This is a genomic window from Corynebacterium tuberculostearicum (assembly GCF_022347235.1).
Taxonomy (GTDB): Bacteria; Actinomycetota; Actinomycetes; order Mycobacteriales; family Mycobacteriaceae; genus Corynebacterium; species Corynebacterium tuberculostearicum_F.
In genome coordinates this window covers 163,480-186,522 of record NZ_JAKRDX010000003.1, presented here as the reverse complement: position 1 = coordinate 186,522, position 23,043 = coordinate 163,480, and the positions used below count along the sequence as shown (strand labels likewise).

Below are 23,043 nucleotides of genomic sequence, written 5' to 3'. Positions count from 1 at the left end.
AAAACGCATATCTAAAAAAATTGCGGGACTTGAGGAATCAGGGACACGCCTGAAGGTCCAGGCGATTGTCATCCTCAAGTCACGGCATCGTCTGCACTACCTTTTGGATGCGGCCGGCATGCCGAGATCAACGTTTTTCTATCACCAGAAACGACTCAGCGATCCGGATAAGCACGCTGCGCTCAAAGACGCGATCCGGGGAAGCTTCGAGCGCAACAAGTATCGCTATGGCTACCGACGAGTGCTACTTGACCTGCGCAACCAGGGGTGGGTGGTCAATCACAAGCTCGTCTACAAACTCATGCGCGAGATGGGGCTTCGAGCCAAGGTCCGCCAGCGCAGGCGATATGTTTCTTATAACGGGACGATCAGCCACATTGCCGACAACACACTTGACCGCAAGTTCACTCCAGATAAGCCAAATACCGTCTTTGTTAGCGACGTCACCGAGTTCAGGGTCGCAGGCCGCAAGGTCTACCTGTCACCGGTGATGGATCTGTTCGACCGTTCAATCGTTGCCCACACCGTGGCTACATCGCCGTCGACAACGTTTACCGCCGATTCTTTAACTAAGACGATTAAAACGTGTGCGCCTGAGCCTGGGTGGATGATGCATACCGATCAAGGTTTCCAGTACCAGCATTCGTCCTGGCGCAACCTGATTCATGACAACGGTGGTGTTCAGTCAATGTCGCGTAAAGCCAACTGTTACGACAACGCGGTCATGGAGAATTTCTTCGGGCACTTAAAAACCGAGATGTACCACGGAGAAGTCTTCGACACCGTCGCAGAGTTCAACCAGGCCATCGACGAGTACATCCAGTGGTACAACACCGAACGCATCCAACAACGACTCAAGGGCCTGACCCCGATGCAATATCGAAATCAGACCCTTGAAGCCCTAACCGCCTAGAATTAAACCAGTCCAACTTTCGGGGGCCAGTTCAATTTCTCCACCCTCGAGGTTGACAACCTATATAGGAACACCCCCCCTTAACCACCACAGCCGCCCCCTCCTCGCGAGAGAATAGGCCGGCTGTAGACATAGACCGCTGTGGGCTAAAGCTCTGATGCGGCAGGTGCCGTATGGGCAAGCTCCTCATCCATGGAGGGCAGGGCCATGTAACCGGCCGCTTCAATCAATACGTCCGAGACTGAGCAATCCAGCGCGTGGCACACGGACGCAAGAAGCTCAGAGGAGACCTCCTTGCGGCCGCGTTCGAGCTCTGAAAGGTAACCCGGCGATACGCGGGCCACCCCGGCCAATTCGCGCAGGGTCACTCCCTTGTCCGCGCGGAAGGCGCGCAGCGTCAACCCAAGAGCCTCACGCAAAAGCGGCTCAGGGGTACGAGCAGTGGCGGGCGCCGCTGGTGCAACAGCGCCGTTTACCGGGTGTTCGAGGACAGCAGTAGAAGTGTTCATCACTATAGTCAACGCTCCTTGTCTCGCTATTGTTCCCGCAGTGCCGGATTTTCTTCCACAGTTGAGCACAGGAGACGCAAGGCGGCTGCGACCGTGGCCTCTCTGATTTCGTTTCGCTCTTTCCCCAACCCGGAAAGCTGTTGGGAAAATCCGACTCCGCTAGGAGAAAAAATTCCGATATAAACCGTGCCCGCCGGCTTGCCTTCTTGTAGGTCTGGTCCTGCCACTCCGGTAAGGCCTATCCCCCAGTCCGCACCGGTTTCTGCCACCGCCGCGCGCGCCATTGCAAGGGCAGTCTCCCCAGAAACCACACCGGCTGCTTCGATATCGGCTACTGGTTGGTGCAAAAAGTGGGATTTCACCTCGGTGGCATATGTTATAAGCCCTCCGCGCAACACAGCCGAAGCTCCAGGGACAGAAGCCACCGTGGCGCTGGCCAACCCAGCAGTAAGTGACTCGCAAAAGGACAAAGTCTCGCCCCGCTCGGTGAGCTCGGACACGAGGCGGGCCGCCATGGTGCTCATGAACTACCTAGCTATTCTGCTTCTTGCCGTCAATGAGGTACTGGACGCCGGTAACTACGGTCACCACTGCAGCCAAGAGCATCACTAGGAAGGTAGGAACGTTCATCCACTCCGGCAACGGCCACAGATACAGCCCGACTGCCAAGGATTGCAATACAGTCTTCAGTTTGCCGCCCTTCGAAGCAGGTACCACCTTGCCGCGGCGCAACAACACCATACGCCAGATGGTGATACCAAACTCTCGAATGAGAATGACCACGGTAATCCACACTGGCAGTACCCCAATGATGTTGAGGCATACCAGTGCGGTAGTCATAAGCGCTTTATCCGCGATGGGATCAGCAATCTTGCCAAAATTGGTGATAAGCCCACGGGCACGTGCGATGTCCCCGTCGAGCTTATCTGTCAGCATTAGGGCCGCAAATAGGCCAAAAGCCCACCATTCATGGCCGGCAATAACTAGCCATGCGAAAACCGGAATGAAAAGAATGCGCAGGCTGGTGAGAATATTTGGCAGGTTCCAATTGGATACCTGTGGATTCACATCCGAGGATTGCGCTGACTGTGTTCCGGGTTGATTCACGTTATACATACTACCTGTTAGCACCAAGGGCCTGCGCTTGGATGCCCCTGCATTTTAAAATGCGAAGCATGAAGTATTTTGCTGTTAGCTACGACTACAACCCCAATAATCCTGAGATTGCTAAGGCCCGCCCCGCGCACCGCGAGTTTACCGCGCAACTTTTTGAGGAGGGCACCATCATTGCCACAGGCCCCTTGACGGATTCCAAGGGCGGCGCACTCATCATCGTGGGGCTTGCCGACGACGCCGTGGTCGCCGACGCCATCGCTCTCATGGACAACGACCCCTTCTACCAAGCCGGCTGCATCACTGGCCGCAGCTTCCGCGAATGGAATCCCGTAAACGCCCGCTTCTAGTGGGGTAGCTCTTCCTTGGGCAGATCTTCGGCCTTGCCCAAGAATTCGCCCTTCTTGTTCCGGACGATCTTATTGCCTTCCTCGTCCCAGTCGAAGTGATTGTGCGATACCGGTACTCCGCCTTGGTTCTCATCGCGTTTGTTTTTAATAATCGAGGCGATAACCGTAATAACCAGGACGCCCACGATCACGATAAGTGAGGTGATGGTGGAAAATTCTGGGATCGACTCCACGTTCTCGCCGCCGTTTACAAACGGCAAGTTATTCTCATGCAGCGCATGGAACATGAGCTTTACACCGATGAAGCCCAAGATGATGCCCAAGCCATAGGGCAGGTACACCAAGCGATCCAGTAGGCCATCCAACAGGAAGTACATCTGGCGCAATCCCATGAGGGAGAAGGCATTCGTGGTAAAGACCAAGAACGCTTCCGAGGTAATGCCGTAAATGGCCGGAATGGAGTCGAAGGCAAACATCACGTCGATAAGGCCAATGGACACCAACGCAATAAATAGCGGGGTGAACGCGAATTTCCGCTTGCCCGAGGAATCTTCCAGGCGGTGCGTGAGCTTATCGCCGTGGTAGCGCGGGGTGACGTGGACTACCTTGCGGATCAGCTTGATGATGCCCATGTCATTGGGATCGGTTTCGGGGGCGTCCCGAATCTCGTCGACGATGAGCTTGATCGCTGTGTAGATGAGGAATATCGCGAACAGGTAGAAGATATCGGACCATGCCGCGATGACCGCAGCACCCAAAAGGATAAACACCAGGCGGCATGCCAAGGCAATAACGATACCGATGAGCAATACCTTTTGCTGGTACTTACGCGGGATCTTGAAGGCGCCCATGATAAGCGCGAAAACAAAGAGGTTATCTACGGATAGCGCCTTCTCTGTCACGTAACCCGTGAGGTATTGGATGCCGTGCTCGTGGTCCCATACGGCCCACACACCGGCACCAAAAAGTAAAGCTATACCGACATAGAATAGGGTCCAGAACCCGGATTCCTTCAGCGTCGGCTCGTGCGGGGTGCGCACGTGGGAGTAGAAATCGAAAACAAAGAATCCAAGAATGACGACGATGGAAATCGCCCAGATCCACAATGGCACATGCATTGGTACATCCCTCCGGTCGAAGATACAACAAATTGACCGGAGGTCTCCCCCGCCCGGCGAACTAAATTCCGCTGGGCCGGCACGACCGGGAGCGTAATGCTACCGTGCTGACGATCGATGCCGAAGGATGGGGTACTCCCCTCCAAGACCCGTCCAACCTTACACGATTTTAGAAGGCGCCTGCCGAAGGGTTATACGTCGCCTGAACGGTACGGGTGTCGCCGGCATCGCCCTGCGGGGAGGAATCGGCGCCTGCGGAAGAATCGGCGTCGGAAGTAGCGGCAGCTTCCTCCTGCTCCTGCTGCTGCATCTCCTCCTGAATCTCCTTCGGGGCTTCGGCAGGATCGGCGCCCTTAATCATCCAGATGATGGTATCGAGCTCTTCCGGCTTCACTAGGACCTCGCGGGCCTTGGAGCCCTCGGACGGTCCGACGACGCCACGAGATTCCATCAGGTCCATGAGACGACCGGCCTTGGCAAAACCGATGCGCAGCTTACGCTGCAACATAGAAGTCGAGCCCAACTGGGCGGTGACCACCAGCTCGACGGCCTCGAGGAGGTCGTCCATGTCCTTGCCAATTTCCTCATCGATTTCCTGCTTGGCCTCGGATTGCTTCTCTTCAGTCACGCCCTCGGTGTAGTTCGGCGCAGCCTGCGACTTGGCGGCATCGACAACCGCCATGACTTCATCATCCGAGACGAATGCGCCCTGCATACGCACAGGACGCTTGCCCTGCGGAATGAAGAGGCCATCGCCCATACCAATGAGCTTTTCCGCGCCACCCTGGTCCAAGATAACGCGAGAGTCGGTCAACGAGGACGTCGCGAACGCCAGACGCGATGGCACGTTGGTCTTAATCAGGCCGGTCACCACGTCCACGGACGGGCGCTGGGTTGCCAACACCAGGTGAATACCGGCGGCACGCGCCTTCTGGGTGATGCGGACGATGGAGTCCTCAATCTCCTTTGGCGCGGTCATCATCAGGTCGGCCAACTCGTCAACAACACAGACGATGTACGGGTACGGGCGTACCTCGCGCTCGGATCCTGCCGGTGCCTGGTATTCGCCGGAGACCACCTTGCGGTTATAGTCCTCAATCTTGCGCACACGAGCGGCCTTCATATCCATGTAGCGCTGCTCCATCTCCTCCACTAGCCACTGCAAAGCTGCTGCGGCCTTCTTCGGCTGGGTAATGATGGGCGTGATCAAGTGCGGAATGCCCTCGTACGGGGTAAGTTCCACCATCTTCGGGTCCACCAAGATGAGGCGAACCTGCTCAGGGGTGGCTCGGGTGAGCAGCGAGACCAACATGGAGTTGACGAAAGCGGACTTACCGGAACCGGTAGCGCCGGCGACGAGCAAGTGCGGCATCTTTTGCACCGAGAACGAGGTGTATTCGCCTTCGATGTCCTTGCCCAAACCGATGAGCATGGGATCCGGTGAGCTGGTCATGCTTGGCGCATCAAGCACCTCGCGCAGGTGCACCATTTCGCGATCTGGGTTCGGAACCTCAATGCCGACGGCCGACTTGCCGGGGATGGGCGTGAGCAAACGTAGATTATCAGTGGCCACGGCGTAGGCCAGATTGGACTGCAGGTTCGTAATCTTCGATACCTTGACGCCTGGTCCCAGCTCGATTTCATAACGGGTGACTGTTGGGCCACGGCTAAAGCCGGTTACCTGGGCATCGACCTTGAACTCTTCGAAGACATCGGTGATGGCCTCAATGATGCGGTCATTAATCTCCGTGCGCTCCTTTGCTGGAGTGCCCGGAGTCAGCAGGTCCGTGGTGGGAACCGCGTAATTCTCGTTGCCAAACTGCGCGGCCGGCGCAGGTGCAGCAGAGGTACCCGTTTCCCTTGCGGCCTCGGCCGCAGGCTCGGTGGAGTCCACCTGTTCACCGGTCGTAGCGTCGCGTCCGGAGCGCTCACGGAAGAGTTGGCGGGCCTTCTCGTGTGCGGACGAGACCGCATCAGCGCCTCCTTCCACCGCGGATCCAGCAGCGCCTGCAGCTGCACCGACTGCTGCAGCGCCAGCGGCACCGGCAGCACCCGCAGCAGCAGTCTTTGCTGCGCCACTTGCTGCTCCCGCAGCACCCGCGGCACCCGCAGCCGCACCAGCGGCCGAGCCAATGGCGGTACCGGCGGTACCCGCTGCCGTAGCCGAGCGAGTGGAAAGAGAAGTGGGACGTTGACGAGTAGTGCCCAGCACTCGGGTCGGTTCCGGATCCCCAGAGTCCGATTGTGCTGGCGACGACGCAGCGGCGTCGTCTACTACCGGGATCTCATCGGTATCGCCAATGTCACGAGAGACCGGCTTCTCAGCCGCGTAAGACACGGACTGGAACCCGCCTCGCGTTGGTGCACTAAAGGCACGGGTGGCATGCTCCTCCTCTGCTGCAGCAGGGGAATCCACCGGATAAGAAGAACCACGCGGGGCGGAGCTTTCAGTGGGGCGTCGGAAAGCGCGCAGGCTTCCACCACGCTCAGAGGAACGGCGCTTAGCTGCAGGTCGTGCCGGGCGCTCGCTGCGCTCGCGTCCTTCCGCGATGTCATCAATATCGCCAGTCACGTGGCCGTAGAGGTCATCGCCCTCTTCGTCGTAAAAGTCTTCGTCCGCGCCGCCAAAGCGGGAGAACGCCGCAGCAATGGCATCAGCCACCAACTCATAGGCCTCGCGGATAGTAATGCCGGTGACCAACAAGGCTCCGTAAATAATGACGAGGAACAGCAACGGCACGGCGACGAAGGAGGTGAAGGCCGTCTCCAGAAGGCCGCCGATGGCGTAGCCGATTACACCACCGGCACCACCGGCGCTGTCCGGGGTAAAGCCAAGCTCAGGGGTGCCAGCAAAGATGTGGATCAAGCTGAGCATGGCGAGGACGATGATGCTGATACCGCCCACAATGCGCGGCTTAAAGTGCCCCGCTGGGCCGGAGATATCCATCATCAAGGCAATGGCCAAGGCCACCAGTGCCACCGGCAGCACCCAGGCGCCTGCACCAATGACGTAGCGGACGATATTGCCCACCCAGGCGCCTACCTGGCCGGCAACGCCAAACCAGACGGTAGCCGCAAGCACGATGGCAATACCAATAAGAACGAGCGCCACCGCATCAGGATTTTTCACCTGAATACCGCGTGATTCTTCCTCGCTTACTTCCATGGTAGAAAACTCTTCTTCCGCAGCTACATCGCGCGCCCGCGTAACCTTGCTCTTCTTCTTTTTCTCCCCGCGTGCAGAAATTTCTTCCGGCTCCCTCGTCGTCTCGTACTCCTCGGTCTCATATACGTCTTCGCTGGGCTTGAGCCCGGCGACGCCATGGCTTACACCCCGCGCCATATTTCCCATGCCGCGGGCCGTGGCACCAAAGGCAACGCCCAAGCCCTTGCCGACGGCCCGGAACGCACTGCCCGTACGCTCCTGCGAGGTCGCCGCCGCGCGCCGATGCGAAGACGTCATAGCCAGGTTTTCCGGCATGCCAGCACCGGACCGGCTGCGGCCCGACGGCCGTGAACGATTCGACTTTCGGCGCGTTCCGCGCGAAGAGGCATTTTTGACAGACATGCCTCTACCTTAACCGCGCCACCCCATAAATCACATTAGCCACACGCGTTTCCCTAACTCCTGGACCCACAATCTCACGGCGAACGCTTCCCACGCACCCCACAGCTAAGAAACCGCGATTAAATCAAGATTAGAGAATTGACTTTACGATGGCTTCGGAGTCACCTTCAATCTTGACTTCAGCAGCATCACGCCCGAAGGACCAGAGGATGAGCTCGCCTACCTCGCCTGAAACGCGAACCACGGCATCGCCCTTCTCCACCACGCCATGCGTATCTGCGGCAACGATTCGCGGCAATCCTTCCGGCTGCAGAATGACCGGACGTTCAGATTTGCGCAGGGCCACCTTTGCCAAGGGCTTTAGGTAGCTATGCATCTGTTGCTTGATGTGTGCCGAAAAGTCGCGTGGGCCCATGCCATTAGCCCGACGAATGTCCTCGTGGTGAACAAAGTGCTCCACAAAATTTTGCTGTGCATCCACGAACCGGACGGGATTATAGGCAGCAGGTCCCCTCCCCCAGTCATCAACCAACTCATCAAAATCGCGCTCGGCCACCTTGCGTGATTCCTTTTCCAGACGGCCGGACAGTGCGTTGACGAAGATGCCGGCGGCTGCATCGGGGCGGTTTTCCCGCACCCACAAATGCACGGCTAGGTCGCGGGTTGTCCAGCCCTCGCACAAGGTAGGGGCATCGGGACCAAGCTTATGAAATAGCGCTACCATTTTGGCGCGCTCAGCAGAAGAAAACGACATAAGCCCCAGCATACCGAGCTAACTGGCATGCTGGGGCTTTGTCTCACTTAGCGCGAGGAACCCGTATTACTTACAGGGACTCACGTGAAGCGTCGACGTCTTCTTCATCGGTAACCAAAGGGCCGGAGTTGGTCGGCACGATGGTCGGAAGGATAACCGGCTCGCGCTTGTACTTGGAATCCATGAGCTTGGATACCTTACGGCGCAGCTTCTGCACCATGCGGTAGGTATCGTTCTCGCCTTCAGCGGCGAGATCGTTCATGGTGTTTTCCACCATCTCCGCAACCTCCGGCACGATGCCGCGGTCATCATCGGAGAAGCCGGTGGTAGATACCGTTGGGTGCTCCAGCAGACGCGAGGTGCGGTTATCAATCACACAGGTGATAGAAACCACGCCGCCGGTACCCAGGTTGGTGCGATCAGCCAAGGTATCGGCATCCACATCGCCCATGGATACGCCGTCGACGTACAGGTTACCCACCTGCATCTGGCCTACGACCTCGGCGCGGCCCTTACGCAGATCCACGACGACGCCGTTTTGTGCCAGCACCGTACGGTCGCGGTCCACACCGGTGGAGATAGCCAGTTCCTTATTGGCGCGCAAGTGGCGCCACTCGCCGTGCACCGGCATCGCGTTGCGCGGGCGCGCTGCGTTGTACAGGAAAAGCAGCTCGCCAGCGTAACCGTGACCGGAAGCGTGCACCTTTACGTCCTGGTTGGTAATGACGTTGGCACCGATCTGGGACAGCATGTTGATGACGCCGTACACGGCCTCTTCATTGCCTGGGATGAGCGAGGAGGAGAAGATGATGGTATCGCCATCGCGGACGGTAATCTGGCGGTGCTCACGGCGGGCCATACGCGACAAAGCAGCCATTGGCTCACCCTGCGTACCGGTGGTAATCAGCATGGTCTTATGCGGAGCCATCTTGGCAGCCTCATCGATGGGGATGATGGTGCCGCGTGGAACCTTCAAGAAGCCCATCTTCTCCGCGATTTCCATGTTGCGCATCATCGAACGGCCGTTAAAAGCTACCTTGCGCCCGTTAGCCACAGCGGCGTCGATAGCGGCCTGGACACGGTAAACATTAGAGGCGAAGGACGCCAAGATTACGCGCTGCTTAGCGCCGGCGACGAGCCGCTTGAAGTTGGCGGGAATATCGCCCTCAGACGCCGATACACCAGGGACCGTGGCGTTGGTGGAATCACACAGCATGAGGTCAACACCCTCGTCACCATAGCGGGACAGGGCTGGGAGATCCGTTGGACGGTTATCCAGCGGGGTCTGGTCCAGCTTGATGTCACCGGTGTGGATGATGTTGCCGGCTGGGGTTCCCAGCATGATGCCCAAAGCATCCGGCACGGAGTGGTTGACTGCCCAGAAGCGCACGCGGAACGGACCGTAGGTTACGTCAGACTTTTCATTAACCTCGACGAACTTCGGCTTCTGGCGGTGCTCCTTACACTTTGCAGCAATAAGCGCGATGGTGAAGCGGGAAGCAACGATGGGAATATCCGGACGCAGCTTGAGCAGCCACGGGATTGCACCAATGTGATCCTCGTGCGCGTGGGTAACGACGAGGGCCTTGACCTTGTGGATCTTCTTCTCAATGGGGCCGAAGTCAGGCAGGATGAGGTCGACGCCTGGCTCACCAGAGGATGGGAAGAGCACACCGCAGTCAATGATGATGAGGTCGTCGCCGTACTCGAAGACGGTCATATTACGGCCGATCTCCGAGATACCGCCCAGAGCGTAAATGCGCAGGGCATCCTTCGGCTGCTTCGGTGGCTCCGGCAGGCGCTTAGTCAGATCCGCGCCCTGCATAGACTTGGGCACGTTGCGGCGGCCACGGTTATTGCGGCCGCGGCCCTTACCGTTCTTTCCGTTGCCGTTGCCGTTCTTGCCGCCGTGGTTATTGTTTCCACCGTGGTTATTGCCATTGCCATTGCCGTTGCCACCACGGCCACGGCCGCGGCTGCCACGGGAACGGGAGCGACGGTTGTTGCTGCCACCATCATTGTTATTGTCGGAGGAATTCTTCTTGCCAGAATTATCTTTGTCGCCCTTAGCGGAATTATCCTGCGCGGAATTGCCCGCGTCAGTTGCTGGGGCTTGGAAAACTGGCGAAGCCGCCTCGTTGGAGGCGGTTTCGTTTTCCGCCGGTGGGCCCGCCTTGCGGGTCACCTTGCGGGAACGGTTACGGGGTTCATTCATTCTTAGAGGACTCCAGATTGTTCCAGATCACGGCGAAGTACCTCGCGTTCCTCCTCGCTCGCAGCGGTGACAGGAAGACGGGTATCGCCAACTTCGATGCCCTGCAGGCGCAGGGCTTCCTTTGCAAACGTCGCTCCGCCCAACCGAGCTTGTGCATGGGTGAGCGGAAGGAGCGTAGTGACATTGATTTCTCGGGCGCGGGCCATATCGCCCGCGTCGAAAGCTTCATAAAGTTCTACCAAGGCACGCGGTGCAACATGGCCGATGACGGAGATGAAACCAGAAGCGCCGAGGGAAAGCCACGGCAGGTTAATCGGATCATCACCGGAATACCAGGCCAAACCGGTTTCTTGGATGAGTTCTGCGGCCGCAGGAAGGTCGCCCTTAGCGTCCTTTACGGCTTGGATGGTCGGCAAATCCGCAAGGCGCCGGAGGGTATCCGGCGCCACTGGGATGCCCGAGCGGCCAGGGATGTCATAGACACAGATCGGTAGATCCGTGGCTTGCGCAACTGCGGCAAAGTGCTCGTAAACGCCCTTCTGAGAAGGCTTGGAGTAGTACGGAGTTACCACCAGCAGGCTATCTGCCCCCGCTTCCGCGGTGGCCTGAGCCAACTTAATAGAGGTAGCGGTGTCATTCGTTCCGGCACCGGCGCAAAGCTTTGCGCGGTCTCCTACTTCTTCCTTTACGGCTTTGAGCAGCTCCAGCTTCTCTTCGACCGAAGTGGTCGGCGATTCACCCGTGGTTCCACCTAGGATGAGCGAATCAACGCCATTGTCAACGAGATGAGCTGCTAGGCGACGACCTGCTGCAACGTCCAGCGCACCGTCACGGTCAAATGGGGTGACCATGGCGACGCCGATGCGTCCAAAGGTGTCGACGCCAGTCTTTGCTGTCATACCTGTGCTCATAGCCGTCAAGATTACCCTTTTGGCTTGCAATTAGCCGCATCGGGGTCCCGCGCGTGTTAGGCGTAGGGGCTCGCTGCCATCTGGGTTCCATCAGCCAGAGTGGTGATATTGAAATCATCAAAGAGCACTGGCGCCTTGCTTTGCAGCAGTTTCAGGCACTCCACCGCAACGTGGCGGAGTTCCTCGTCGGCCTGTTCGGCGGCTCGCGCACCAATAAAGTGCCGCCACGCGCGATAGTTGCCAGTAACAACGATGCGCGTTTCTGTGGCGTTTGGCAACACAGCACGCGCCGCCTGACGGGCCTGCTTTTTGCGCAGGAGGGCGTTGGGCTCATCCAGCTTCTCTTCCAGCGCGCTAAGCAGTTCATCGTAGACAAAGCGGGTCTCATCAACCGCCTGCATGACCAATCGACTTAGTTGCTCGTCTTCGGCCACCAGTTTTGGTAGGACTACTTCGGTCTCTTCTGGGTGAACAAAGCGCTGGGAGAGCTGCGAGAAAGAAAAGTGCCGGTGGCGCACGAGCTCATGGCTCGCCGACCGCGACAGCCCTGTGATGTACATCGTGGCTGTGGCATGCTCGAGCAACGCAGTATGGCCTACCTCCATGATGTGGTGCAGGTAGGCTTCATTGGTTGCCGTCCGGGGATTTGGCTTATCAAAGGACTCGTAGCAAGCCCGTCCAGCAAACTCAACGAGTGCTTCCCCATCAGAGGCCGAGTCATCCGCGTGCCACTCCACGCCCTGCGGGGCGTGGAACTGTGTTGCGGCAATGAGCTGAATGTCTAGCTCACTTGCTTTAGCCATGGCTTAAAGCCCCAAGTACTTATCGAGGCCCACGACTAGGCCCGGGTGATCTGCAATCTGGCGCACGCCCACCAGCACGCCCGGAGTAAAGGAAGCGCGGTCATAAGAATCCTGGCGGATGGTCAGCGACTGACCTTGAGCACCAAAGATGACCTCCTCGTGTGCCACCATGCCACGGGTGCGTACTGCGTGAACCGGAATGCCGTCGACGGTAGCGCCGCGGGCACCATCGAGTTGCTTTTCCGTGGCATCCGGCATGTCTCCCAGACCAGCCTCCTTGCGGGCGGCGGCAATTCCCTCAGCGGTATGGATCGCAGTACCGGACGGCGCATCCAACTTGGTTGGGTGGTGGAATTCGATAACCTCTGCAGTCTCAAAGAACTTGGCAGCCTGCTTAGCTAGCACCATGGTGAGAACTGCAGAAATGGCAAAGTTCGGCGCAATGAGGACATTGCCGGCACCGTCCTGCTTGGTCCATTCCTCCACCTGAGCCAAGCGCTCCTTATCAAAGCCGGTGGTTCCCACCACGCAGTGGATTCCGTGGGCAATGCAGAACTCCAGGTTGCCCATTACCGAATCTGGCTGGGTAAAGTCCACGATGACCTCTGCGTAGGCGTCGATAAGCTGCTGCAGATCATCACCGCGGTCAATTTCCGCTACCAGTTCGAGGTCGTCTTCCGCGTTGACACCTGCAACGATTGCCTGGCCTACGCGTCCGTGCGCGCCTAGTACGCCAACCTTGATAGCCATGGTGTGTTCTCCTTCTTCAGCCACATCGGTAGTACTTTTCTCCCCATCCTAACGCGCATGGGGGTTGCGCAATTCCTCGCCTTCCTTGGAACGGACTTGCGCTCTCCGACGATGCCCCTCACTCTCACTAGGATGGCGGGCATGCAGATCTATATCGCTCCGTTCCTGTAGACGACGTTGCCCGCGCTCACGATTTTTACGTCAATACCCTTGGCTTCCGAGTTAAGGATGACGTAACCAACGGCGATTTCCGCTGGCTCACCGTCACCAATGCTGAAGGTGAGGGAGATACCGAGCTACTTTTGGAGCCGAAGGGCCATCCCGCCGCCAAAGACTATGCCGCAGCACTCAAGGCCGACGGCATTCCAGCCACCCAGTTCCTGTCCGCCGATGTGAAAAAAGAATACAAAGAGCTCAGTGACAAGGGCGTGAAGTTCACCATGGAGCCCACCGATGTTGGCCCGTCCATCATCGCTGTATTCGATGACACCGTGGGCAACCTTATTCAGCTGGTGGAACTAAAGAAGTAGCCGCACCCTCCCCTCTCACACGGGTTAACAATTGCATCACTTCCTACTGCCCGTCCCATCCGCCCCAGTAGAATGGGTGTAATAACACGGTAAGCACCAAGGAAGTGATGAATATGTCTCCCTCAATTTTCTCTCGCACTATCGCCGTGGCCATCAGTGCAGGATGCGCGTTAGCACTTGCCGCTTGTTCCGATAAAGACACTACGAAGGCAGGCGCGCCGGCTTTCAGTGAGGTTCAGTCAGCTACCGACACCGCTGAAGTTCAGACCTCCTCCGCTACCCCTGCTACTTCTTCTGCCCCGCGCAGTACCTCGGCAGCGGATGCAGAAAAGCAGAAGCTCCCCCAAGATTCTGCCCCACTGGCGTTCGCCGGTATGGGCACGGCCTCGCTCGAGGACCAACAGCACATGCCGGAGGGGCTCGGAAACCTCATTCCCACGGGTGTGCGAGTGGGGGCGCACGATGGGTTCACCCGCGTCGTCATCGACCTGGAGGGCGAAGGTGAACCGGGGTGGTTTACTTCCTATACCGATAGCCCTGCCCAACAGGCATCCGGAAAACCGGTTGAGGTCAAAGGAAATACTTTCCTCAACCTCGGCATTGAGGGAACGCCGTGGCCTTCTACCCCAGAGTTAAAAGAAAAGTACATGCAGCCAGGCACTACCCCTGGTGCCGGGGTGGTTAGCGAAGTCAACTACACCACCACCTTTGAGGCGCAAACCCAGCTCATTATCGGTCTAGAGAAGAAGACCGCCTACTCCGTGACGTATCTGAAAGACCCATCGCGCGTGGTCATTGACTTCCAGAACTAAGGTTTAGCGGCGCCTCTAAACGGTGCACACCTACGAAGAAAGGCTCTGCCTTCCAGCGAGTGAACTGGAAGGCAGAGCCTTTTCTTTGGGTTTAGGGATTAGTCCTCAACCGGAACCAGGGAAATCTTGCCGCGGTTATCGATATCCGCGATTTCTACCTGAACCTTATCGCCAACGTTGATGACGTCTTCTACCTTCTCGATGCGCTCGTCGCCACCCAGGTTGGAAATGTGGATCAAGCCATCGCGACCAGGCGTCAAGGAAACGAATGCGCCGAACGGAACGGTCTTTACCACGGTACCCAGGAAGCGCTCTCCTACCTTCGGCAGCTGCGGGTTAGCAATGGAGTTGACCTTATCGATGGCAGCATCCGCAGCCTCACCGGTAGCAGCGGAAACGTAGACGGTTCCGTCATCCTCGATGGAGACATCGGCGCCGGTTTCCTCGGTGATCTGGTTGATGGTCTTGCCCTTTGGTCCGATAAGCTCACCGATCTTATTAACCGGGATCTTCACGGAAGTGATCTTCGGAGCAAGGCCAGACATCTCGTCCGGGGTATCGATGACCTCAGCCATGGTTTCCAGGATGGTAGAGCGGGCATCGCGAGCCTGCTCCAGTGCTTGGGCCAGGACCTTGGACGGGATGCCATCCAACTTGGTGTCCAGCTGCAGGGCGGTGATGTACTCAGAGGTACCGGCGACCTTGAAGTCCATATCGCCGAAGGCATCCTCGGCGCCGAGGATATCCGTCAGGGCGACGAACTTTTCCTTGCCATTTACCTCGCCAGAGACCAAGCCCATAGCGATGCCAGCTACCGGAGCCTTCAACGGAACACCGGCATTGTAGAGGGACAAGGTGGAGGCACACACAGAGCCCATAGAGGTCGAGCCATTGGAGCCCAAGGCCTCAGAGACCTGGCGGATGGCGTACGGGAAGTCATCGCGGGATGGGATGACCGGAAGCAGAGCGCGCTCGGCCAATGCACCGTGGCCGATCTCGCGGCGCTTCGGAGAGCCCACGCGGCCGGTCTCGCCGGTAGAGAATGGCGGGAAGTTGTAGTGGTGCATGTAGCGCTTGGATTCCACCGGGGTCAGGGAATCAATCTGCTGCTCCATCTTGAGCATGTCCAGGGTGGTAACACCCAGAATCTGGGTCTCACCGCGCTCGAACAGGGAGGAACCGTGAGCACGCGGAACCAGGTCCACCTCGACGGAGAGGTCACGGATATCGGTAACGCCGCGGCCATCGATACGGAAGCCCTCGGAGAGGATCTTCTGGCGCACGATCTGCTTCATCAAAGCGTTATAAGCGCCGCGGATCTGCTTAGACGCATCGGCCTCTTCCAAGTCTTCGAACTGGTCCAAGAGCTTTTCTTCGACCTGCTCCATGTATTCATTGGTGGCGTCGTCGCGTTCCTGCTTGCCCGGAATGGTCAGCAGCTTTTCTAGCTTCTTGGTAGCAGCCTTTTCCACTGCCGCGAAGACATCATCGCCGTATGCCGGGAAGAGTGGGAACTCCTGGGTTTCCTTGGCGGCACGATCCGCCAGACCGTTCTGGGCCTCGCACAAGGTCTTAATGAATGGCTTTGCTGCCTCCAAGCCTTCAGCGACGGCTGCTTCCTGCGGTGCAGGAGCGCCGTCGGCAATGCGCTCGGCAACGTTGGTGCCGGCACCGGCCTCAACCATCATGATGGCTACGTCGTCCTTGCGGCCCTTTTTGACGATGCGACCGGCAACGACCATCTCAAAGAGAGCGCGCTCGTGCTGCTCGTGGTTCGGGAACGCTACCCACTGGCCCTCGGGGTGCTTATCGTCAGCAATCAGTGCCATGCGGACACCACCGACTGCACCGGAGACGGGCAGGCCGGACAGCTGGGTGGCGGCGGAGGCGCCGTTGATGGCAACGACGTCGTAATACTCTTCCGGATCCTGGGACATCACGGTGACAACGACCTGAACCTCGTTGCGCAGCCCCTTGACAAAGGTTGGGCGCAGCGGGCGGTCGATGAGGCGGCATGCCAGGATGGCCTCAGAAGAAGGGCGGCCCTCACGGCGGAAGAAGGAGCCCGGAATCTTGCCGGCGGCGTACATGCGCTCTTCTACGTCCACGGTCAGGGGGAAGAAATCGAATCCCTCGCGCGGCTGGTTGGACGCAGTGGTCGTGGCCAGCAACATGGTGTCATCGTCCAAGTAGGTGGTCACGGAGCCGTCTGCCTGGCGGGCCAACTGGCCGGTTTCAAAGCGCAGGGTGCGGGTGCCAAAGTCACCATTGTCTAGCGTGGCAATGGCCTCGGTAATGCCAAAGTCCTCGTCAATATTGAACTCGACGGAGTTCTGAACGCTCATTAAAAAATGTCTCCTTGAGTGGTTTAGGCGATCGTCGATGCCGCCTGGTCGATTTTGTCTATGACAACGGTGTCAAATTCTAACAGAAAAACCACAAAAGCCCCGCCAAAGGGCGGGGCGAGGTGGCCGAAGCTGGGCCGAAATTAACGGCGCAGACCCAGGCGAGAGATCAGATCACGGTAGCGATCGACATTGTTCTCAGCCAGGTACTTCAGCAGGCCACGACGGCGACCAACCATCAGCAGCAGACCACGACGGGAGTGGTGATCGTGCTTGTGGAACTTCAGGTGCTCGGTCAAAGTATTGATGCGGGAGGTCAGCAGGGCAACCTGTGCCTCAGGGGAACCGGTATCGGTTTCGTGCAGGCCGTACTCCTTGAGGATTTCGGCCTTCTTCTCAGTGGTCAATGCCATGAGTATTTCTCCTTTATTTCAGTCCACATTATCGTGACGCTTAAGCCTGCGCTGGGCGCAGTACTTGTGCGTGCCGCAACTGCTGTGAACCGCAGTCGCTAAGCCAAACAAACACCTTACAGCGCCCAGGCAGAAAAAATCAAAACCATATGGCACCTAGGCTGTGCTCTTAGAGCTCGCTGAAGAGCGTCTCAAGGCGTTCCACAAACTCACGCACAAAGCGCTCACTATCCACACCCACAGCCACTCGGGCGGTGGGCGGCGCATCCAATCGCGTTTCATCCGCGATTGTCCGTCCACGGGTAGGGCCGGTGGTGTCAGTCTTGAGGTTTATCGAAAGGACGTCGACAAGCGAGGCATCTGCTGCCACCGCAACGGCCAGTGGATCGTGCAGGCCGCACCCGCCCAAGTGCGGCGAAGTCGTAGCATAGGCGCGGATGTAATAGTCCACCATATCCGCAAAGATGCGGCCGGCGTGGGTGCCGGTAGCGCGCCAACGAGCGGACTCCGCCGTGGTCAAAAGGGTGCGCAAGGTGACATCCAAGCCCACCATGGTGGTATCGCTCGTGTGGCGGAACAGGTAATCGGTAGCTTCCGGGTCCTGGGAAATATTGGCCTCAGACCACGGCGTGACGTTGCCAGGAACGGTAAGAGCCCCACCCATCATCACCAAGTGCGCGGCCGCGGCAAAAGAAGGGTCCTGCTGCATGGCCGCAGCAATCGTGGTGGACGGGCCGGTGGGAATGATTACTAGATCATCGCCATGCTCGTGCACAGCCTCGATGAGGAAATCGGCCGCTGGTTGGGACTGCGCCTGGGTGGTTGCCGGCGGAAGCAGGACCTCCCCCACACCGTTGTGGCCGTGGATGAAAGAAGAAATCTCGCTTGGCCGAAACCCATCCGGGCTAGGCCCGGCAAAGACTGGAATATCGTCTTGGCCCAGCAGCTCTAGAAGGGCCAGGGTGTTGCGCACGGCCAAGGGCACGGTCACGTTGCCGTACGTGCAGGTCACGCCGATTAAGTCCAGGTCCGGATGGGCGATGGCATACGCCAGTGCTAGGGCATCATCAATGCCGGTATCAAGATCGAGAATCGCCTTCATTTATTTCTCCCGCAGGAAGTAGTCTTTCGCGGTCCAGCCCTGCGCCTTCGCGTCGGCAGCGAGCACCTGGCGGGCCTTGGCTACGTCATTGGCCATGGCCTCAAGCAGCTCGTCTACGGAATTGAACTTCACCATATCGCGGAGGTGGCCTACAAAATGCACCGTAGCTTCGTAGCCATACAGGTCAGCGTCGCGGTCGAGCACAAAGGACTCGATAGAGCGCTCCTCATCGCCGAATGTGGGGTTGGTGCCTACGGAAATAGCGGCCGCGTAGGCCACGCCAGGGCGCATGTCCCCGTCGATAGAGGAGTCAGAGTGGACGATGAACCAGCCCGCGTACACACCATCGGCTGGGATGGCCACCGTATCCGGGAAATATTGATTGGCCGTGGGGAATCCGAGCTCCTTGCCACCACGTCCTGCGCCGCGCACTACGGGCCCGGTCACGGTGAAATGGCGGCCGAGAGCCCAGTTTGCGGATTCGATATCCCCCTGCGCAAGGCACTCACGGATGTGGGTGGAACAAATACGCACGCCCTCATCATCCAGCAGCGGGACGATTTCCACGCTAAAGCCGAACTCGGCACCAAAGTCCTGCATAGCCTGGGCGGTTCCGGTGGCGCCGGCGCCAAAGGTGAAGTTCTCGCCTACCACGATGTGCTGTGCGGCGAGCTTTCCTACCAATAAATCTTCTACGTAGGGCCGTGGCTCCACCCCAGCAAGGTCTCGGGTGAAGTCAATAACGAGCACGGCTGCAATGCCCATCTCTTCGGCCAATTCCAGTCGGCGTTCAAAGCTCAGCACCGCCAGGGGCGCACGCTCTGGGAGGAATACCGATACCGGGTGCGGGTCAAAGGTCACCATGACAGGGCGCTCACCATGAGCGCGTGCGTGCTCCACGCAGGCGGAGATGAGCTGCTGATGGCCGCGGTGCAGGCCGTCAAAGACGCCGATGGTTACTGACGTTGGGCCCATTTCCGCGGGGATGTCATCGATTCCGTACCAAATATCCACGCAGACCATCGTAGAGCATAGACTTAGAGGCTATGACTGATGCGCTCGCAAACTCCGGACTCGTCATCGTAGACAAACCCGCCGGCATGACCTCCCACGATGTTGTCGGCCGCCTACGCAGGTACTTTCACACCAAGAAGGTAGGCCACGCTGGCACCCTCGACCCCATGGCCACCGGCGTGCTTGTCCTTGGCATGGAGCGTGGCACCAAGTTCTTGGCCCACATGGTTGCCTCCACTAAGTCCTATGACGCCACCATTCGCCTGGGCGCCGCCACCACAACCGATGACGCCGAGGGAGAATACTCCTGGGGCGCTAGCGCTGCGGCCATTGACCGCGCCGCAATCGATGCAGAGATTGCCAAGCTCACCGGCGACATCATGCAAAAGCCCGCGGCCGTTTCCGCTATTAAAATTAACGGCCGGCGCGCCCATGAGCTGGTGCGGGAGGGCCAGGAGGTAGACATTCCCGCCCGCCCAGTAACGGTAGATAAGTTTGACGTTCTGGCAGAGCGCCGCGAGGGCGACTACATCGATCTAGACGTCACGGTGGATTGTTCTTCCGGTACCTATATTCGCTCCTTGGCCCGCGACCTAGGCGAGGCGCTGCAGGTGGGCGGGCACCTGACTGCCTTGCGCCGCACTAAGGTGGGCCCTTTTGCGCTGGCCGACGCCCTCTCGCTCGACGCCCTGGCCGATTCCCCTCGCCTTTCCCTCAGCTTGGATGAGGCCTTGGCTCGCTGCTTCCCCGTCCTTTCCGTCACGGAGGAGGAGGCAGCCGCCCTCGCCATGGGCAAGTGGCTTGAGCCCCGCGGACTCAGGGGCGTCCACGCTGCTGTGGCCCCTAATGGCCAAGCCGTGGCGCTCATTAAAGAAAAAGGCAAGCGCCTGGCCACCGTATTTGTGGCACGGCCCTCTACCCTTTAGTGGCTAAAGTCTAAAGCCGGAACCGAGGTGGAGACGATAACGTAGCCGTCTCGAATTACCCAACGCCCGGTGATAAAAGGCACCGGTGTGGGCCTAGCCAAAATATAGGAAATTAGCGTGCCATCCTCGCGCAGGTCGATTTCTGCTTGGTCAAAGTCCAGCCAGCGGAAGGTCATGGGAAACCACGACTTATACGTGGCCTCCTTGGCACAAAAAAGCAATCGGTCCGGGCAGGTAATCCCTGCCTCACGCAGCCGCGAAAGCTGCGGCATCTCCCCTGCTCGGGCGATCATGGTGAGCACATGATCTGGCAGCGGTTCGGCGGGTTCTGCATCCAGGCCCACGGATTTTAAGGCTGAGGTAGGGGCAACCACTGCAGCACGCATGCCCTCGGTGTGCGTCATCGAGCCGACAAAACCTTCGGGCCACAGCGGCATGCCGCGCTCACCCCGCAAAATTGGCGTCGCCGGGCTGGCCCCCAATTCCTGCAAGGCTCGGTGCGCACACCACCGAGCATCACCGAACTCGGCCTTGCGCACATCAACTGCCTGGGAAACGAGAGACTTTTCTTCGGCCGCGAGTTCTTCAAAATTAGCCAAATCCGCGTAACCCGAATCCGTGCGCACATAGCAATAGCGCGCACTTTCCGGAAATAACTCTGGATACATCATCGTGCCTCCTCCCCTTCAAAAGAACGCAGTACCGGATAGGGCCACGCCTGGGTGCTATCTCGTCCCTGCCATTCGCGTGGATACCCCAATGACGTCTCAATGTGGTCAACGCCGTCCACATTCATGCGAGACGGCATATGCAAGTGCCCATAAATGACGGACTCTGCGTTGTAGCGCCGCGGCCACGACCGCGTATGCCGGGTTCCGCACCACAAGGCAATTTCCGGAAAGCGCAACAGCATTGTCGGTTCTTGGACCAACGGCCAATGGTTAACCAACACAGTAGGACCATGTACTAGGGAAAGGCGCTTGATGGAATAGGCCAACCTGTCCCAACACCACGCCCGCACGTCTACAAAGGGGGCGATGGCAAACTCATCGGTCATCATCAGTTGTTTTGCGCGCGCCGCATCAATGGCTTCGTCCACGCTAAGACCATGCGGACGGAAACTGTAATCATACAAAGTAAATAGCGGCACGATGGTAGTCCCGTGAAATACCGGATACGGGTCTTCGGGAGTAATAACTCCGATTTCCCTGCACCTTTCCACCAGGTGCGCATACTTATCCCGGCCTTGATACCGGTCCTGAGAGCGAGAGAATAACTCATGGTTGCCCGGCACCCAGATGACCCTGGCATAGCGATCATTGAGCTGGCGCAAAATACGAATAATGAGATCGGTGCGTTCTGCAACATCCCCGGCCACGATGAGCCAATCCGCGGGATCGGGCGGAGTGAGCTGCTCAATGCGTTTACTATTGGCGTTGACCGCTCCATGCAGATCAGAAACCGCCCACACTGTTGGCATAGGTTTCTCACCTGCCTTCCTAGAAGCTGCGCGCTGCACGTAGCCGCACACCGCGCGAGAGTATCAACACGCCCACTTTAGCGCAGCTAACTCTCCTGCACTACGGCCCATTTCATCGATCGGAACCGGTAGACCACACCCACCATACGGAAAGCAATGAAGGCGGCGAGGCCACACCACACGCCGGTTAAGCCTGTGCCCATAAAGTGCGCCAAGATAACGCCCGGCAAAAATCCCACTAGGACCGAAGAAATGGTCAGCGTGCGCAGGAACGCAGCATCGCCCGCGCCCAGCAAGACGCCATCGAAGGCGAAGACCACGCCACCGCCGATAACCATGGCTACCAGGATCCACCACGGCTGGGAGATGGCATCGAGCACTTCTGGAGCGGAGGTAAAAATGCGCGGAATAATCCCTGCACCAGCGGCAAATACGGCGGCCAAGAGGCCAGAGAAAATCGTAGAGTACAACGCCACCTTGCTGCCCACACTGCGTGCGTGCCGCGCAGAGCCAGCACCAAGGGCCGCACCAGTCAATGATTGCGCGGCAATGGCCAACGAATCCAAGATGAGGGACATGAAGTTCCACAGCTGCATCATGATCTGGTGACCAGCCAAAGAAGCGGTACCAACGCGGGAAACCACAGCCGTAGCGGTAAGAAAGGCCACCTGGAAGCTGGCTGAACGCAAAATAAGATCGCGGCCTAAGATGAGCTGTTCGCGTACCACATGCCACTGAAATTGCCAGGAGCCGGTGTGTTCCTTGTGCAATTCGCGGACGAATAGCGCAGCAATAATGCTCATGCCTAATACCGTGGCAATGGCCGAGCCTGCCAGCCCCCAGAAATGAACGAAGATGGGAACCGCAATAGCGCCGGGAATCATGCCAGACAAAGTAAAATACAGTGGCTTCTTCGTATCTTGGACACCGCGCATCCAGCCGTTTCCGGCCATCTCCACCAAAGTAACGGGAATAGCCAAAGCTGCGATGCGCAGCCACAAGGCCGTCCCGGCGGCTGTAGTGGGATCACCAGTGAGAGCACGGGCAAATACTCCGCCGAAAATCCACATGACTACCGCGAGCAGCCCGCCTACTCCTAGAGCCACATAGGTGGCTTGCACGCCTTCAGCAACCGCAGCTTCGCGCTTGCCGGAGCCAAAGAGCCGAGCAGAACGAGCGGTCGTGCCGTAAGACAAGAAAGTCAACTGCGTCGTGACCACGGAGTGAATTGTGGTGGCTGCAGCAAGCGAGGCGAGCTCTTGGGCACCTAGACGACCAACAACCGCGGTATCTAGCAAAAGGTAGAGCGGCATGGCCGCAAGTACGCCAAGCGCGGGAAACGCGAGGCCAAAGACCTCGCGTGCGGTTACCGTGCCAGCGGTGGAGCGATCCTGAGCGTTCATTCCATCCGTCTGCC

Annotated in this window: 21 protein-coding genes and 1 pseudogene; 5 read left to right on the top strand and 17 right to left on the bottom strand. The window is 58.4% G+C overall.

Annotation, left to right across the window (positions count from 1 at the left end; translation table 11 throughout):
* A partial coding sequence (locus tag MHK09_RS03015) for an IS3 family transposase (RefSeq protein WP_250412632.1) occupies nt 1-913 on the top strand: 913 nt, incomplete at its 5' end.
* A 146-nt stretch (nt 914-1,059) separates the two neighbouring features.
* On the opposite strand, the gene MHK09_RS03010 is transcribed toward MHK09_RS03015, so the two are convergent.
* Genes MHK09_RS03010 through pgsA form a run of 3 tightly spaced genes read right to left on the bottom strand, consistent with a single transcriptional unit; the run spans nt 1,060 to nt 2,538 of the window.
* Nucleotides 1,060-1,422 (bottom strand): helix-turn-helix domain-containing protein, encoded by a 363-nt coding sequence (locus MHK09_RS03010; protein WP_005325127.1) that lies wholly within the window; start codon nt 1,420-1,422, stop codon nt 1,060-1,062.
* A gap of 26 nt (nt 1,423-1,448) precedes the next feature.
* Entirely contained in the window at nt 1,449-1,946 is a 498-nt protein-coding gene (locus MHK09_RS03005; RefSeq protein WP_250412631.1) for a CinA family protein, read from the bottom strand.
* Nucleotides 1,947-1,953: 7 nt separating this feature from the next.
* Nucleotides 1,954-2,538, bottom strand: a complete 585-nt coding sequence (gene pgsA, locus MHK09_RS03000) for a CDP-diacylglycerol--glycerol-3-phosphate 3-phosphatidyltransferase (RefSeq protein WP_005325132.1) — start codon at nt 2,536-2,538, stop codon at nt 1,954-1,956.
* A 59-nt stretch (nt 2,539-2,597) separates the two neighbouring features.
* Here pgsA and MHK09_RS02995 point away from each other — a divergent pair, with 59 nt between their 5' ends.
* Nucleotides 2,598-2,885, top strand: a complete 288-nt coding sequence (locus MHK09_RS02995; protein ID WP_040425262.1) for a YciI family protein — start codon at nt 2,598-2,600, stop codon at nt 2,883-2,885.
* Here the strand turns inward: MHK09_RS02995 and MHK09_RS02990 are convergent.
* From MHK09_RS02990 to dapB, 7 genes are all read right to left on the bottom strand, one after another.
* Nucleotides 2,882-4,003, bottom strand: a complete 1,122-nt coding sequence (locus tag MHK09_RS02990) for a TerC family protein (RefSeq protein WP_250412630.1) — start codon at nt 4,001-4,003, stop codon at nt 2,882-2,884. The genes MHK09_RS02995 and MHK09_RS02990 overlap by 4 nt on opposite strands.
* Before the next feature lie 169 nt (nt 4,004-4,172).
* Nucleotides 4,173-7,484: an FtsK/SpoIIIE family DNA translocase gene (locus MHK09_RS02985; RefSeq protein ID WP_436232098.1), complete on the bottom strand. Its 3,312-nt coding sequence runs from the start codon at nt 7,482-7,484 to the stop codon at nt 4,173-4,175.
* A 217-nt stretch (nt 7,485-7,701) separates the two neighbouring features.
* The gene (locus MHK09_RS02980; protein ID WP_250412628.1) at nt 7,702-8,337 is read right to left on the bottom strand and encodes a TIGR03085 family metal-binding protein; all 636 of its coding nucleotides are present in this window, start codon (nt 8,335-8,337) and stop codon (nt 7,702-7,704) included.
* 58 nt (nt 8,338-8,395) lie between these two features.
* Nucleotides 8,396-10,540 carry a ribonuclease J gene (locus MHK09_RS02975; RefSeq protein ID WP_250412627.1) on the bottom strand — a complete coding sequence of 715 codons (2,145 nt, stop codon included), beginning with the start codon at nt 10,538-10,540 and terminating at the stop codon, nt 8,396-8,398.
* Nucleotides 10,541-10,542: 2 nt separating this feature from the next.
* Entirely contained in the window at nt 10,543-11,451 is a 909-nt protein-coding gene (dapA, locus tag MHK09_RS02970) for a 4-hydroxy-tetrahydrodipicolinate synthase (protein ID WP_225746820.1), read from the bottom strand.
* A gap of 56 nt (nt 11,452-11,507) precedes the next feature.
* Nucleotides 11,508-12,254 (bottom strand): FAD-dependent thymidylate synthase, encoded by a 747-nt coding sequence (thyX, locus tag MHK09_RS02965; protein ID WP_150851383.1) that lies wholly within the window; start codon nt 12,252-12,254, stop codon nt 11,508-11,510.
* A gap of 3 nt (nt 12,255-12,257) precedes the next feature.
* On the bottom strand, nt 12,258-13,004 hold the full coding sequence (gene dapB / locus MHK09_RS02960; RefSeq protein ID WP_250412626.1) for a 4-hydroxy-tetrahydrodipicolinate reductase: 747 nt from the start codon (nt 13,002-13,004) through the stop codon (nt 12,258-12,260).
* A gap of 141 nt (nt 13,005-13,145) precedes the next feature.
* On the opposite strand from dapB, the pseudogene MHK09_RS02955 reads away from it, so the two are divergent.
* Together MHK09_RS02955 and MHK09_RS02950 are read left to right on the top strand one after the other, a co-directional pair.
* Nucleotides 13,146-13,534: pseudogene (locus MHK09_RS02955) on the top strand (VOC family protein).
* Nucleotides 13,535-13,647: 113 nt separating this feature from the next.
* Nucleotides 13,648-14,346: an AMIN domain-containing protein gene (locus MHK09_RS02950; RefSeq protein ID WP_250412625.1), complete on the top strand. Its 699-nt coding sequence runs from the start codon at nt 13,648-13,650 to the stop codon at nt 14,344-14,346.
* A 98-nt stretch (nt 14,347-14,444) separates the two neighbouring features.
* Here MHK09_RS02950 and MHK09_RS02945 read toward each other — a convergent pair whose 3' ends face one another.
* The 4 genes from MHK09_RS02945 to MHK09_RS02930 all read right to left on the bottom strand — a co-directional run bounded on the left by MHK09_RS02945 (nt 14,445) and on the right by MHK09_RS02930 (nt 19,229).
* Nucleotides 14,445-16,691: a polyribonucleotide nucleotidyltransferase gene (locus MHK09_RS02945; protein ID WP_250412624.1), complete on the bottom strand. Its 2,247-nt coding sequence runs from the start codon at nt 16,689-16,691 to the stop codon at nt 14,445-14,447.
* 143 nt (nt 16,692-16,834) lie between these two features.
* The gene (gene rpsO, locus MHK09_RS02940) at nt 16,835-17,104 is read right to left on the bottom strand and encodes a 30S ribosomal protein S15 (RefSeq protein WP_005278802.1); all 270 of its coding nucleotides are present in this window, start codon (nt 17,102-17,104) and stop codon (nt 16,835-16,837) included.
* A gap of 169 nt (nt 17,105-17,273) precedes the next feature.
* The gene (locus tag MHK09_RS02935) at nt 17,274-18,206 is read right to left on the bottom strand and encodes a nucleoside hydrolase (protein ID WP_250412623.1); all 933 of its coding nucleotides are present in this window, start codon (nt 18,204-18,206) and stop codon (nt 17,274-17,276) included.
* Complete coding sequence (locus MHK09_RS02930; protein WP_150851288.1) at nt 18,207-19,229, bottom strand: bifunctional riboflavin kinase/FAD synthetase; 1,023 nt, start codon at nt 19,227-19,229, stop codon at nt 18,207-18,209. It lies immediately after the preceding gene.
* A 23-nt stretch (nt 19,230-19,252) separates the two neighbouring features.
* Here MHK09_RS02930 and truB point away from each other — a divergent pair, with 23 nt between their 5' ends.
* Nucleotides 19,253-20,146 carry a tRNA pseudouridine(55) synthase TruB gene (truB, locus tag MHK09_RS02925; protein ID WP_250412622.1) on the top strand — a complete coding sequence of 298 codons (894 nt, stop codon included), beginning with the start codon at nt 19,253-19,255 and terminating at the stop codon, nt 20,144-20,146.
* Here truB and MHK09_RS02920 read toward each other — a convergent pair.
* The 3 genes from MHK09_RS02920 to MHK09_RS02910 form a co-directional block, all read right to left on the bottom strand.
* Nucleotides 20,143-20,817, bottom strand: a complete 675-nt coding sequence (locus MHK09_RS02920; protein WP_250412621.1) for a 4'-phosphopantetheinyl transferase family protein — start codon at nt 20,815-20,817, stop codon at nt 20,143-20,145. The two genes, truB and MHK09_RS02920, sit on opposite strands and share 4 nt — an antisense overlap.
* Nucleotides 20,814-21,626, bottom strand: coding sequence for a metallophosphoesterase family protein (locus MHK09_RS02915; RefSeq protein ID WP_250412620.1), 813 nt, complete (start codon nt 21,624-21,626; stop codon nt 20,814-20,816). Before MHK09_RS02915 ends, MHK09_RS02920 begins: the two co-directional genes overlap by 4 nt.
* A gap of 86 nt (nt 21,627-21,712) precedes the next feature.
* Complete coding sequence (locus tag MHK09_RS02910) at nt 21,713-23,029, bottom strand: MATE family efflux transporter (RefSeq protein ID WP_250412619.1); 1,317 nt, start codon at nt 23,027-23,029, stop codon at nt 21,713-21,715.
* Between the last annotated feature and the right edge of the window lie 14 nt (nt 23,030-23,043).